The sequence below is a fragment of the Salmonella sp. 32031103-2018-00083-FB-01-SM-01 genome (assembly GCF_017571995.1).
GTDB classification, from domain to species: Bacteria; Pseudomonadota; Gammaproteobacteria; order Enterobacterales; family Enterobacteriaceae; genus Salmonella; species Salmonella enterica.
In genome coordinates this window covers 1,114,136-1,127,401 of record NZ_JAGEQL010000001.1, presented here as the reverse complement: position 1 = coordinate 1,127,401, position 13,266 = coordinate 1,114,136, and the positions used below count along the sequence as shown (strand labels likewise).

The 13,266-nt window shown below is 36.3% G+C and carries 13 protein-coding genes; all 13 read left to right on the top strand.

The features are described from left to right. Nucleotides 1–147: 147 nt before the first annotated feature. The 13 genes from J4614_RS05710 to J4614_RS05650 are packed head-to-tail and all read left to right on the top strand — an operon-like array spanning nucleotide 148 to nucleotide 13,174. Entirely contained in the window at nucleotides 148–1,506 is a 1,359-nt protein-coding gene (locus J4614_RS05710; protein ID WP_076937843.1) for a bifunctional cytidylyltransferase/SDR family oxidoreductase, read from the top strand. Nucleotides 1,507–1,510: 4 nt separating this feature from the next. Continuing rightward, nucleotides 1,511–2,731 carry an oligosaccharide flippase family protein gene (locus J4614_RS05705; RefSeq protein ID WP_094888477.1) on the top strand — a complete coding sequence of 407 codons (1,221 nt, stop codon included), beginning with the start codon at nucleotides 1,511–1,513 and terminating at the stop codon, nucleotides 2,729–2,731. Further along, complete coding sequence (locus J4614_RS05700; RefSeq protein WP_076937123.1) at nucleotides 2,724–3,542, top strand: LicD family protein; 819 nt, start codon at nucleotides 2,724–2,726, stop codon at nucleotides 3,540–3,542. The genes J4614_RS05705 and J4614_RS05700 overlap by 8 nt, the downstream gene beginning before the upstream one ends. A gap of 7 nt (nucleotides 3,543–3,549) precedes the next feature. Continuing rightward, nucleotides 3,550–4,644, top strand: coding sequence for an EpsG family protein (locus J4614_RS05695; protein WP_094888478.1), 1,095 nt, complete (start codon nucleotides 3,550–3,552; stop codon nucleotides 4,642–4,644). 6 nt (nucleotides 4,645–4,650) lie between these two features. Beyond that, complete coding sequence (locus J4614_RS05690) at nucleotides 4,651–5,742, top strand: glycosyltransferase family 4 protein (RefSeq protein ID WP_094888479.1); 1,092 nt, start codon at nucleotides 4,651–4,653, stop codon at nucleotides 5,740–5,742. Between the two features lie 13 nt (nucleotides 5,743–5,755). After that, complete coding sequence (locus J4614_RS05685; protein WP_094888497.1) at nucleotides 5,756–6,892, top strand: N-acetyl sugar amidotransferase; 1,137 nt, start codon at nucleotides 5,756–5,758, stop codon at nucleotides 6,890–6,892. Then, a complete protein-coding gene (hisH, locus tag J4614_RS05680) occupies nucleotides 6,889–7,503 on the top strand; it encodes an imidazole glycerol phosphate synthase subunit HisH (protein ID WP_053528881.1) in 615 nt (204 codons plus the stop codon). Before J4614_RS05685 ends, hisH begins: the two co-directional genes overlap by 4 nt. Nucleotides 7,504–7,507: 4 nt before the next feature. Then, the gene (locus J4614_RS05675; protein ID WP_094888480.1) at nucleotides 7,508–8,296 is read left to right on the top strand and encodes an AglZ/HisF2 family acetamidino modification protein; all 789 of its coding nucleotides are present in this window, start codon (nucleotides 7,508–7,510) and stop codon (nucleotides 8,294–8,296) included. Nucleotides 8,297–8,308: 12 nt separating this feature from the next. Further along, the gene (gene fnlA, locus J4614_RS05670; RefSeq protein ID WP_094888481.1) at nucleotides 8,309–9,343 is read left to right on the top strand and encodes a UDP-N-acetylglucosamine 4,6-dehydratase/5-epimerase; all 1,035 of its coding nucleotides are present in this window, start codon (nucleotides 8,309–8,311) and stop codon (nucleotides 9,341–9,343) included. 1 nt (nucleotide 9,344) lies between these two features. Then, complete coding sequence (locus tag J4614_RS05665; protein WP_094888482.1) at nucleotides 9,345–10,448, top strand: capsular polysaccharide biosynthesis protein CapF; 1,104 nt, start codon at nucleotides 9,345–9,347, stop codon at nucleotides 10,446–10,448. After that, entirely contained in the window at nucleotides 10,448–11,578 is a 1,131-nt protein-coding gene (gene wecB, locus J4614_RS05660; protein ID WP_053510346.1) for a UDP-N-acetylglucosamine 2-epimerase (non-hydrolyzing), read from the top strand. Before J4614_RS05665 ends, wecB begins: the two co-directional genes overlap by 1 nt. Then, nucleotides 11,578–12,789: a glycosyltransferase family 4 protein gene (locus J4614_RS05655; RefSeq protein WP_076937128.1), complete on the top strand. Its 1,212-nt coding sequence runs from the start codon at nucleotides 11,578–11,580 to the stop codon at nucleotides 12,787–12,789. The genes wecB and J4614_RS05655 overlap by 1 nt, the downstream gene beginning before the upstream one ends. Continuing rightward, nucleotides 12,776–13,174: a WbuC family cupin fold metalloprotein gene (locus J4614_RS05650; RefSeq protein WP_076937129.1), complete on the top strand. Its 399-nt coding sequence runs from the start codon at nucleotides 12,776–12,778 to the stop codon at nucleotides 13,172–13,174. Before J4614_RS05655 ends, J4614_RS05650 begins: the two co-directional genes overlap by 14 nt. The last annotated feature ends 92 nt before the right edge of the window (nucleotides 13,175–13,266 follow it).

The following is a 13,266-nucleotide window of genomic DNA, read 5'->3' as shown; positions in this document are numbered from 1 at the left end:
TAGCGTGTGTAAACTCTAACGGAGTAGATAAAATGTGGACGCGTAGTATTGATATATTTTGCTTCATAAGAGAATTTTTATTTGGCGATATATATCGTATGGGTTTTTAAACTATATCAATACTTATACTACAATTTGAGAGGCTATATGAAGAATATTGCAGTAATTCTGGCATCCGGTACTGGAAGTAGATTTGGTGCAAGAATACCTAAACAGTTTGTTAAGCTTGCAGGAAAGCCTGTAATTCAATATACATTACAAGCATTTCAAATTGCAAAGAGAATAGATGAAATTATCATTGTTACAAATGAAGAGTATGTTGATTTTGTTACTGAGTTGACTGTAGAAAATAATTATAATAAAGTTAAAAAAATTATTAATGGCGGAAAGGAGAGATATGAGTCTTCATGGGCTGCTCTGCAGAGTATTGAATTAGCAGAATGTAATGTTATTTTTCATGACGCTGTCAGACCATTTGTTTCACAAAGAATTATAGATGACTGCATTGAGGGGCTAAATAGTTATAATGCAGTCGATGTTGTAGTAGATCCTACTGATACTATTGTAAAAATTAAAAATAAAGAGATCATGTCCATTCCTGATAGACGGTTCTTGGCTAGAGGGCAAACACCTCAAGGGTTTAAAAAAACGTTAATAGAGAAAGCGTATGTCAATTTTTTGAAAGAAGAGCACCGGATTGCTTCAGATGATTGTGGTATATTTTTAAAATATATGCCAAATGAACCAATTGGAATTATTAAGGGAGATGAATCTAATTTCAAGATCACTCACCAACAAGATATATATCTTGCGGATAATTTAATAAAAGATGGTTTATTAGAGTTGGCTTCTGAAAGTAGTGATAAAATAGAACGGGTTATATCTGAAAAAGTAATTGTAATATTTGGTGGGAATAGCGGCATTGGGAAGTCTCTTTTAGTTAAAACTAAGTCGCTTGACGGAAATGTTTATTCTTTTAGTCGTAGTAATGGTATCGATATTAGTGTTTCTCTGGATGTTAGAAATGCGTTGCAGCAAGTATTTGAGAAAGAAGGGAGAATTGATTTTATAATTAATACAGCTGCAGTACTGATTAAAAAGCCAATCAATTTTATGTCGGAAGAAGAAATAGAAGAAAGTTGTAATACTAATTATTTAGGTGCAATTAATATTGCACGAGAAGGATATAAGTACTTAAAGCAAACAAAAGGAATGTTAATTAATTTTACCTCCAGTTCATTTACTCGTGGAAGGGCTACATATAGCCTCTATTCATCTTCTAAAGCTGCTGTTGTGAATTTAACTCAAGCTTTATCGGAAGAGTGGTTAAATTTAGGTATTAAAGTTAACTGCATTAATCCGGAACGTACAGATACTCCAATGAGAAGAGTTAACTTTGGTATTGAACCACCAGAGTCATTATTAACCTCGGAGCAGGTTGCAGATATGACATTGTCAATTATGTCTTCGGATTATACAGGACAAGTTGTAGCTGTGAAGAAATAGTCAAATGTCTTTACGGAAAAATATAAGTGGGCTAGCAGTAGCTCAAATCTTTAGTTACATAGTGCCTCTGTTGCAATTCCCCTATTTGAGTCGAATCGTAGGGGATTCTTTTTTAGGTGCTATTATTTTCATGTTGTCAATATCTCAAATGGCAATGGTATTGACTGACTATGGTTTTGATTTATCAATTGGAGAACAAATAGCTCGCGGAAGAAAAAATAAAAAGTGGCTGAGTGTCTTTTATTGTCAGGTAGCTGTAATAAAAACTATTCTGCTAATATTCGCATTTATGCTGATAATTGGAGCGCTTAAGATATCAGGACATGCTTTTCCAATCCAGTTAACTTTGGGATTAATTATATGTGTTATGTTTAACGCATATAATCCATACTGGATATTCCAGGGGTTAGAGAAAATATATATATATAGTGCTTTAGTTATCATTTCAAGATTCTTTGGGCTAATGCTAGTATATCTTATTATTAAGATTCCTGAAGATTATATTTATTACTCTTGGATACTGGCATTTCAGGCAGGGGCCATAACCCTGGTTAGTCACTATTTCGTGATAAAATGGGGGGTTCAGATTAGACGCATCAAAGTAAAAAATATCATTCAGCAATTAAAGTATAGTTTTGATTTTTTCTTATCTAGAGCCTGTGTTTCATTATATTCGTCTGGTTGCAGTGTCTTCTTGGCAACCTTTGGCGGTAGTTTGAATCAAGTCGCAATTTATGGTGTTGCAGAACAATTATACAAAGCAGGCGTCCAGGTATTTAGTCCTATTATTTCAGCCTTAACACCTTATATGGTAAGAACAAAAAACTACATAGTTTTTAATAAAATATTATTAGGTTGCTTGGTGGTTACAGTCGTTGGTATATGTACTGGATTTCTCGCAGGTAATCAAATTATCACATTAATTTATGGTTATGGATATCAGGAGTCAAAATCTGTACTTAATATTTTCATGATTATAATTGTTGCAAGCGTTTTTGGCATGCTCTTTGGTTATCCAGCACTATTACCTCTGGGGTTGGGTAAAGTAGCAAACTATAGCGTAATTGTCGCTGGTATATTACAAATATTAATGTTTAGCATTTTATATATTGGCATATTCCCAATAACGGCAATTAGTGTATGCATTACTTACCTTATTTGTGATTGGTTTATGTTTTTTATTAGGCTTTATGCTTTTGTAAAATACAGGAAATTTAATGGATAAAACATTGCGTGCAGCACAGCTAAAAATGTTAGTTATACTCGATGAGATTGATCGTATATGCAGGCTAAATAATATAGATTATTGGCTGGATGCTGGGACATTATTAGGAGCGAAACGGCATGGCGGATTTATTCCATGGGATGATGATATAGACATTTGTATGAAAAGAGAGGATTATAATAAATTTATTTCTGTGTGCAATATTCATCTTGATAAAAATAACTTTTTTCTACAGACAGCGTACTCTGATAAATACTATGTAGATTATAATACACCATGCAAAGTAAGAATGAATAAAACAAAAATAATAGAAAAAAATGAAATGCAATATAATTATTATGATATGAGATCTCATCATGGGTTATTTGTGGATATATTTCCATATGATAAGTATTCTTCAAATGTATATATCAGAAAATATATTGAACGCTTTATGGCTCAGCTATTTAAAATCAAAGTTATTTCCAGTTATTCAAAGCTGCCATTCTTAAAGAATATAATGACAAAAATTTTAAGTCGCGTCATTAGCAAAAAATTATTATTAAGCACTGGTTATTATCTAAGCAAGAAAATGAGTAAAAGGAAATCAAACTATTGTTTGGGGGCCGGAATTGAAACACCATTCTTTAGGGCGTACTACAAAGAAGACGCAATATTTCCATTAAAAGAAATAGAGTTTGAAGGAAGGATGTATAAGTGTCCAAATGATGTTGATAATTATCTAAACATGATGTTTGGTAAAGATTTTATGAATATTCCTCCAGTCAGCCAAAGAGTATGGCACTATTATAGCATTGATATTGGTGAGTAGGGTTTAAATGATTGAAGGATATGTAGTATATAATAGTACTTTTCTTCTTGCCTTACTATTTGGCTTTATGAAGAATTACTGTCTTCGGAAATATTTTTTATTATGCTTATTCCTTGTTTTATGGGTTCCACTTGCCACTCGTTATGGCATTGGTCGTGACTATTTTAGCTATGTTGATATTTATAAAAATGTGTTAGTTACCAGAGATGGTATTGAAGTAGGTTTTTATTATCTAAATTATCTGTTGGCATATTTTGGTTTCCATTACCAATCTATATTTATATTGACATCTTTTATTACTGTCTATTTAAGTGTTAAAAGTTTTGATAGAGAATATACAATAGTATCAATTATATTATTTGGGGTTTTGGTTTACTTACAGGCGTTTAGTATTGTTAGGCAAATGCTTGCCGTAGCCTTATGTCTTTATAGCTGTTCGTTATGGAATAAAGGTATTAAGATTAAAGCAATTGTTTTTCTTATGCTGGCACCTTTGTTTCATTATTCTGCTGTAATAATATTTATATTGGCAATAATTAGCAGATATGTTAAAATCGATACGTTTAAATGTTTTGCTATGTTTGGGCTTAGCCTTATTTTTGTTTTTGTATTCAATGGGATCGATTTTATATTTTCAAATCCTATACTATTAAATAGTAAGTATGGATATTATGTAACATCAGCCTTTAACAGACCGACTGAAATAGGTTCAGGCATTGGAGTGGCAATAGCATTATTTCTTCCATTCTTGATTTTTATGAAAGCATCAAAAATATATAAATATAATAAAAATTATAATCTGATGCTATTAATAAACCTTGTATATGTTGTTTCATTTGTTTTATCTTTGAAAATATATATATTCGCCAGATTCACTGATGCGCTATCCTTTGTCCTGATATTACTTATCCCTGCTGCTCTTAAAATATCAAATACTAGAGGCCTATATTATAACTGTATGTTATCAGTTGTTATTCTTCACATTATGCTATTTGAAGTAAATCTTAAAGCAAATACAATTGCAGCTGGAGATATGTCTAATAGCGGGCTTGGAATCATGCCGTATAGCAACATAATAAACGCACATATGCTAAAATACTAGGTATATATGAAAAAGAAAATATTATTTATAACTCCATTACCACCTCCAGTGACAGGACAATCATTAGCTTGTGCTGAACTGTATAACCATTTAAATAATCAAAAATATGATATAGAAGTAATAAATCTTTCAAAACAGTCATTCATATCAGGGAAAGGCTCGCTGCGAAGAGTTCTGGAAATAGCAAAAATTCTTTTTAGAATATTATGGGCAAAAAAGAATTATGACCTAATATACTTTACACCAGCTGAATCAAAAATGGGAAGTTTCAAAGATCAGTTAATATATCTTTTTTTATTTCCTAATTTAAATAAAATGTATATCCATTTACATGGTGGAGCTGGGATGAGATATTTGCTGGGTAATAATAAAAAGTTAATATATAAGATAAATAAATTTTTCATTTCCAGACTTGCAGGGGTGATTGTATTAGGCGAAGCTTTAAAAAATATTTACTCTGGATTAATTGAAAATAATAAAATACATGCAGTCGAAAATTTTTCTCAAGATTATTTGTTTATTAAAAATAGCGAGTTTAAAATAAAGCACTCTGATAAGAAGAAATTAAAAGTACTTTTTCTTAGTAATCTACTTCCCGGCAAAGGCTATCTTGAATTATTAGAGTCTGCAAAACTTCTTGATAAATCACAGGTGGAGTTTCATTTTGCTGGTGGTTTTGAAAATGAATACGACAAAGACAAATTTCTAAAATTTATTGAGTTACAAAATAATATTTTTTACCATGGAATTGTTAGTGGAGATATAAAACGGAAATTATTAGTTGAAGCCGATATTTTTTGTTTACCTACATATTACCCATATGAGGGTCAACCTATTAGTATCCTTGAGGCCTATGCAGCAGGATGTGTTGTTATCACAACCAATCATAGTGGTATTTTCGATGTTTTTGAACCTAACAGGAACGGATTAGAAGTTACTAAAAAGAGTGTTTCTGATTTAGTTGAAGCGATAACTTATTTTAATAAAAATAGAAAAGAAATACATAGAGTTTCAATCAATAATATAGTTGATGCAAGGAAAAAATATAGACTTAGGCATCATTTAAATAAAATAATATCGGTATTAATGAGTAAGTGAGGTGGTAATTCTGATGAACGTTTATAAAATTTGTAAGAGATGTATTATGGATACATCCGATCCCAATATTTCCTTTGATGAGAATGAGCAATGTGATTATTGTTTAAATTTTGATAAAAATATAGCACCAAACTGGCAAACTGATGATACAGGTTTTTCAAAGTTATCCGAAATCTCAGAGGCAATAAAAAAGGACCGTGGCGAATCAGATTTTGATTGTATTATTGGTTTGTCAGGAGGATTAGACAGCTCTTATGCTGCATATATTGCGAAGGAAAAAATGGGATTAAGGCCTCTTTTATTCCATGTTGATGCGGGATGGAATACAGATCAAGCTGTGGGCAATATTGAAAAACTTATTGAAGGGCTAGGTTTAGATCTCTATACAGAAGTTGTTAATTGGGAGGAAATGAAAGATTTACAGCTTTCCTTTTTAAAATCTGGTATTCCTGATCAGGATTTAGTTCAGGATGCATCCTTTTTTTCTGCCTTATATAAATTTGCTCGCCAACATAGAATCAAGCATGTTATCACAGGTTCTAATTATTCGACAGAATGTTGTCGTGAGCCAGAGGAATGGGGCGGGTATTTAGGTATCGATACCTTATTATTTAATGATATTCATAAAAAATTTGGTACGCGACACTTAAAATCATTTCCATTAGTTGATGTATTAGTATACAAACTCTTTTACCAGAAAATTCTTGGTATGAAAGTGCATCACCCACTGAACTTAGTTCCTTTTAATAAAAAAAATGCAGAAAATGAACTGAAAGAGAAATTTGGTTGGCAACCCTTTCAGCATAAACATCATGAATCTCGTTTTACTCGTTTCTATGAAGATTATTGGCTGCCACGTAGATTTGGTTTCGAGAAACGAAGAGCACATTTTTCAAGTTTAATTATGACCGGTCAAATGACCAGGGAAGAAGCATTAGAGAGAATTTCAAAACCTGAAATGGATGAACATTTTCTTAAACAGGAATTTGAGTATGTAGCGCATAAACTCGGTATTACTGTAGATGAATTGCAACAACTTTTTGATATGCCTAAAAAAACGTACAGAGATTACAAAAATAAACGTTGGCTAATAGGTCTTGGTGCAAACGTGCTGCGTACTCTTGGATTAGAAAAAAGGTATTTTAGATGATTAAAATCATTGATTATGGCATAGGAAATATACAAGCGTTCTTGAACGTATATAAACGACTTGGTATTAGTGCGGATGTTGCTCGTTCCGTTGATGACATTGAAAGTGCTACTCATTTAGTATTGCCTGGCGTTGGGGCTTTTGATCAGGCCATGGCGCTTTTTAATGACTCAGGTTTGCGTGAAGGCATTGAAAAACGCGTCTTTGAGGAGCGAATACCCATTATTGGTATTTGTGTAGGCATGCAGATGCTGGCCACCTCAAGTGAAGAGGGAAACATGTCCGGTTTAGGCTGGATTCCTGGTCAGGTTCGCACATTCAGCAGCAATATCGCTTCAAAAAATCTTCCAATGCCACATATGGGATGGAATAGTATAAATAAAAGAACAAATACACTATTGCTGAAAGATTTTGAAGAAACACCTTCCTTTTATTTCTTACATTCATTCTATTACGAATGTGACGATGTAGATGATGTATTGGCAACTGCTGAATATGGTCATAATTTTCATTGCATCGTAGGAAGGAATAATATTTTTGGCATCCAGTGCCATCCAGAAAAAAGTCATTCTTCAGGTTACCAACTATTGAAAAATTTTGCAGAGATCTAATAATATGCTTAGGCCAAGAATTATACCCTGTTTGCTTATCCACGATTCTGGTTTAGTCAAAACAATTAATTTTAAGTCCCCTAAGTATGTAGGCGACCCAATTAATGCCGTCAAAATTTTTAATGAAAAAGAAGCTGACGAATTGATGGTCCTTGATATAGATGCAACATCCAAGGGGCGTGAGCCTGATTATGATCTAATTAAAAAACTTGCGGCTGAATGCCGTATGCCTTTGTGTTATGGCGGAGGGGTTACCACTGCTGCCCAGGCAGCTAAAATTATCTCTCTTGGCGTTGAAAAGGTATCAATAAGTACTGCGGCGGTTGAAAATCCGAACCTTGTCCGTGAGTTGGCAGAAGCAGTTGGTAAACAAAGCGTAGTTGTAGTTCTGGATATTATCAAACGAAAAGGTCTTTTTTCAAAGGGATATGAACTTTCAACGAGGAATAACACTCGTACGCATAAAATCGATCCTATCTCATTTGCTCAAGAAATGGCTAGCTTGGGGGCAGGGGAAATTGTTATCAATTATATAGATAATGATGGTGTCATGAAGGGTTATGATATTGGATACTCTTCTACTATAAAATCTCATGTGAACGTTCCTGTTACGTTTCTCGGTGGTGCAGGTAGTTATGAGCACCTTACCGAATTGATTGACCAATGCGGTATCGTCGGAGCAGCAGCTGGGAGTCTTTTTGTATTTAAAGGTAAGTATAGAGCGGTCTTGATAAGCTATCCTACGCCTAAACAAAAAGATATGATTTGTAATGGCTCGATGAAGAATTTTTAATAAGGATTTATGATGTTTAAAGATAAAACACTGCTGATTACGGGTGGAACAGGGTCTTTTGGTAATGCTGTATTGAATCGCTTTCTTTCTACAGATATAAAAGAAATTCGCATTTTCTCTCGCGATGAAAAGAAACAAGATGATATGCGGAAAAAATATAATAATCAGAAGTTAAAGTTTTATATCGGTGATGTCAGAGATTATCGTAGCATTTTGAATGCAACTCGTGGTGTTGATTTTATATACCATGCAGCGGCGCTTAAGCAGGTGCCATCATGTGAATTCCATCCAATGGAAGCTGTTAAAACTAATGTGCTTGGCACAGAGAACGTACTCGAAGCTGCTATCGCTAATGAAGTAAAACGTGTTGTTTGCTTAAGTACTGACAAAGCAGTTTATCCTATCAATGCCATGGGAATTTCAAAGGCAATGATGGAGAAAGTGATGGTCGCAAAATCACGTAACGTAAATAGTAATAAAACGGTGATCTGTGGTACACGCTATGGCAACGTGATGGCTTCCCGTGGTTCGGTGATTCCTTTATTTGTTGATCTCATAAAAGCGGGTAGGCCGCTGACAATTACCGATCCAAACATGACGCGCTTTATGATGACTCTTGAAGATGCAGTTGATCTTGTACTTTATGCATTTGAACATGGTAATAATGGTGATATCTTCGTACAGAAGGCCCCTGCTGCTACGATTGATACATTAGCAATTGCACTGAAAGAACTCTTGAACGTTGAGCACCATCCAGTTAATGTTATCGGTACTCGCCATGGCGAGAAGTTATATGAAGCTTTACTTAGTCGCGAAGAGATGATTGCAGCTATTGATATGGGGGATTATTACCGTGTTCCACCAGATTTGCGTGATCTTAATTACGGGAAATATATAGAACAGGGTGATAGCCGTATCTCGGTTGTTGAAGATTATAACTCCCATAATACACAGCGGCTGGATGTTGAAGGAATGAAAGAGCTGCTTCTTAAATTACCGTTTATTCGCGCACTGTGTGCAGGTGAAAATTACGATCTGGAAGCCTGATATGAAAATCCTGATTACTGGTGCTGATGGTTTTATTGGACGTAACTTGTGCTTGCGTCTTCAGGAAAAGGGGGATGTTGACCTTATTAAGATTGATCGTGATTCAAGTACTATTGAGCTTGAAATTGGCCTGCAAGAAGCCGATTTTATTTATCATCTCGCTGGTATCAATCGACCTAAAAATATTGAAGAGTTTATTGAAGGCAACAGAAATCTGACTCAACAGATTGTTGATTTTCTGTTAGTGAATCAGAAAAAAACTCCTATTATGATTAGTTCCTCTATCCAGGCTGGGCTAGATAATGCGTATGGTCAGAGTAAAGCAGCAGCTGAAAAACAGATTGAACGTTATGCGGCAAAAAGTGGAGCTGCATATTTTATCTACCGATATCCAAATGTTTTCGGAAAGTGGTGCAAACCAAACTATAACTCGTTCGTAGCTACTTTTTGTCATAACATTGCCAATGATGTTGACATTACCATCAATGACCCAGCAGCATCGGTAAGTCTGGTTTACATCGATGACGTTTGTACTCATGCGTTAAAGCTTCTTACAGGAACGGTTGATAGCGGATATAAAGACGTTGCTCCGATTTATTCAACAACAGTTGGGGAGGTAGCAGAGTTAATTTATCGCTTCAAAGAAAGTCGTTCTACTCTTATCACTGAAGCTGTTGGCACTGGATTCATTCGTGCATTGTATTCGACGTGGTTAAGCTATTTGCCTACCGACAAGTTTACTTATACAGTGCCATTCAATGGTGATAGCCGTGGTATCTTTTGTGAAATGTTAAAAACACCGTCATCGGGGCAGTTTTCCTTTTTCACAGCACATCCAGGGATCACGCGAGGTGGGCATTATCACCACACTAAAAATGAAAAGTTTCTCGTCATTCGTGGGCAGGCCAGATTCAAATTTGAGCACGTTATTACCGGTGAGCGTTATGAACTAAACGTTTCATGCGATGAATTTAAAATTGTTGAAACAGTTCCTGGTTGGACACATGATATCACGAATATTGGCAATGATGAATTGGTAGTTATGCTCTGGGCAAACGAAATTTTCAATCGTGATGAGCCTGATACTATTGCGAGAGCTCTATAATGAAAAAATTAAAAATTATGTCTGTGGTTGGGACTCGTCCGGAAATTATTCGGTTATCACGCGTTTTGGCTAAACTTGATGAGCATTGCGAGCATATACTTGTTCATACTGGTCAAAACTACGATTATGAATTAAATGAAGTATTCTTTAACGACCTTGGTGTCCGCAAGCCTGATTATTTTTTAAACGCCGCAGGGAAAAATGCAGCTGCGACCATTGGCCAAGTTATCATTAAAGTTGATGAGGTATTAGAATCTGAAAAGCCTGAAGCAATGTTGGTGCTGGGCGATACAAATTCCTGTATTTCAGCTATCCCTGCCAAGCGTCGTAAGGTGCCTATTTTCCATATGGAAGCTGGGAACCGTTGCTTCGATCAGCGCGTACCTGAGGAAACTAACCGACGCATTGTCGACCATACTGCCGACATCAATATGACCTATAGCGATATTGCACGTGAATATCTATTGGCTGAAGGGATCGCAGCGGACCGGATCATTAAAACCGGTAGTCCTATGTTTGAGGTACTTTCTTACTACATGCCCCAAATCGATGGTTCAGATGTTCTCTCTCGCTTGAATCTACGTGCCGGTGAATTTTTTGTTGTGAGTGCGCATCGAGAAGAAAATGTCGACTCTCCGAAGCAACTCGTCAAGCTTGCAAAGATTCTAAACACTATTGCTGAAAAATATAATCTTCCGGTTATCGTTTCTACACATCCGCGGACGCGTAATCGTATTAATGAGCAAGGGATTGAATTCCACCCAAATATTAATCTACTGAAGCCGTTGGGTTTCCACGATTACAACCACTTGCAGAAGAATTCTCGTGCTGTATTGTCAGACAGCGGTACGATCACAGAAGAATCATCCATCATGAATTTTCCTGCGGTAAACATTCGTGAAGCTCATGAGCGCCCAGAGGGCTTTGAGGAAGCATCTGTCATGATGGTGGGGCTAGAATGCGAACGTGTACTTCAGGCTTTGGAGATTCTGGCAACGCAGCCTCGTGGAGCGACCCGTCTTTTACGACAAGTCAGTGACTACAGTATGCCGAATGTATCGGATAAAGTTGTTAGAATCGTTCACTCTTATATAGATTACGTCAAGAGAGTTGTCTGGAAAGAATATTGATGAAACTTGCTCTAATCATAGATGATTACCTACCAGATAGTACCCGTGTTGGCGCAAAAATGTTTCATGAACTGGCCCAAGAATTTATTCAGCGTGGGCATGATGTTACGGTGATTTATCCTGATACTAGTCTGCAAAAAAAAGTTTTGTTTGACTCGTTTCAGGGAGTTAAAACGTGGCGCTTCAAAAGCGGGCCCCTCAAGGATGTGAGCAAAATTCAGAGAGCCATCAATGAGACGCTTTTGTCATATCGAGCATGGAATGCTATCAAAAACCAGATAAAAGAAGAAACTTTTGATGGCGTGGTTTATTATTCACCTTCCATATTTTGGGGGCATCTGGTTAAGAAAATTAAAACCCGTTGCCAATGCCCGGCTTATCTCATTTTGAGGGACATGTTCCCTCAATGGGTGATTGATGCAGGAATGCTAAAAGCGGGTTCCCCAATTGAGCTTTATTTTCGTTTCTTCGAAAGATCATCCTATCGTCAGGCAAACCGTATTGGGCTCATGTCTGAAAAGAATCTTGATATTTTTCGGATAACTCACAGAGGTTTTCCTTGCGAGGTTCTACGTAACTGGGCATCACTTACGCCGACGATATTATCCCAGGATTATGTGCCATTGCGTAAGCGTCTTGGCCTTGAAGATAAAGTTATTTTCTTCTATGGCGGAAATATAGGTCATGCCCAGGATATGGCGAATCTGATGCGTCTTACGCGAAGTATGGCAGAACATCCGCAAGCTCATTTTCTGTTTATTGGTCAGGGGGACGAAGTCGAATTAATCAACTCTTTAGCTTCTGAGTGGGGGCTAACGAATTTTACGTATTTGGCCTCTGTGGATCAAGATGAATTTAAGCTAATTCTGTCGGAAATGGATATAGGCCTGTTTTCACTTTCCGCCAGACACTCTTCCCACAATTTCCCTGGTAAGTTATTAGGCTACATGGTTCAGTCGCTACCTATATTAGGTAGCGTGAATGCCGGAAATGATTTGCTTGATATCGTTAATCAAAATAATGCAGGGCTAATACATATTAATGGTGAAGATGATAAGCTTTATCATTCCGCACTGTTATTGCTTCAAGATATTAATGTACGACGTAAGCTTGGGATGGGCTCGAATACATTATTGAAAGAACAGTTCTCTGTTGAGTCTGCTGCACAGACGATAGAAATGAGGCTGGAGGCATGTAATGCGATTAATTGATAATGACAAGCTCGAGTCATTATATAAACAGGCAGCGCAATCAGATCGCCTGCGTGCTCACCTTTTGTTGCATCGTTCTTATCAGGAGAAGGTACAACGACTGCTTATTGCTTTGGTCAAGGGGAGCTATGTAGAACCTCATTACCATGAACTACCTCATCAGTGGGAAATGTTTATCGTCATGGCAGGGCAGCTTCAGGTCTGCTTGCATGGCAAAGATGGAAAGGTCATTAAGCAATTTGTTGTCGGAGACGATACCGGAATAAGTGTAGTGGAGTTTTCTCCAGGGGACATACATAGCGTTTTATGCATGTCTCCACGGGCACTTATGTTGGAAGTGAAAGAGGGACCTTTTGACCCATCTTTTTCTAAAGCGTTTATTTAATGCCGGTCTGAAACGCAATCTTCCGCTATCTACCGAGGCCAATCCTGAGTTAACATCTAAGCCACATTTCAAGCCGCGCTCTCGTCGCGCGG

What these genes read in the sequence shown, in the direction of transcription:
- J4614_RS05685 (WP_094888497.1), top strand. Translation starts at nt 5,756, where the DNA reads ATGAACGTTTATAAAATTTGTAAGAGATGTATTATGGATACATCCGAT.
- J4614_RS05695 (WP_094888478.1), top strand. Translation starts at nt 3,550, where the DNA reads ATGATTGAAGGATATGTAGTATATAATAGTACTTTTCTTCTTGCCTTA.
- J4614_RS05655 (WP_076937128.1), top strand. Translation starts at nt 11,578, where the DNA reads ATGAAACTTGCTCTAATCATAGATGATTACCTACCAGATAGTACCCGT.
- wecB (WP_053510346.1), top strand. Translation starts at nt 10,448, where the DNA reads ATGAAAAAATTAAAAATTATGTCTGTGGTTGGGACTCGTCCGGAAATT.
- J4614_RS05650 (WP_076937129.1), top strand. Translation starts at nt 12,776, where the DNA reads ATGCGATTAATTGATAATGACAAGCTCGAGTCATTATATAAACAGGCA.
- J4614_RS05675 (WP_094888480.1), top strand. Translation starts at nt 7,508, where the DNA reads ATGCTTAGGCCAAGAATTATACCCTGTTTGCTTATCCACGATTCTGGT.
- J4614_RS05665 (WP_094888482.1), top strand. Translation starts at nt 9,345, where the DNA reads ATGAAAATCCTGATTACTGGTGCTGATGGTTTTATTGGACGTAACTTG.
- J4614_RS05690 (WP_094888479.1), top strand. Translation starts at nt 4,651, where the DNA reads ATGAAAAAGAAAATATTATTTATAACTCCATTACCACCTCCAGTGACA.
- fnlA (WP_094888481.1), top strand. Translation starts at nt 8,309, where the DNA reads ATGTTTAAAGATAAAACACTGCTGATTACGGGTGGAACAGGGTCTTTT.
- J4614_RS05705 (WP_094888477.1), top strand. Translation starts at nt 1,511, where the DNA reads ATGTCTTTACGGAAAAATATAAGTGGGCTAGCAGTAGCTCAAATCTTT.
- hisH (WP_053528881.1), top strand. Translation starts at nt 6,889, where the DNA reads ATGATTAAAATCATTGATTATGGCATAGGAAATATACAAGCGTTCTTG.
- J4614_RS05710 (WP_076937843.1), top strand. Translation starts at nt 148, where the DNA reads ATGAAGAATATTGCAGTAATTCTGGCATCCGGTACTGGAAGTAGATTT.
- J4614_RS05700 (WP_076937123.1), top strand. Translation starts at nt 2,724, where the DNA reads ATGGATAAAACATTGCGTGCAGCACAGCTAAAAATGTTAGTTATACTC.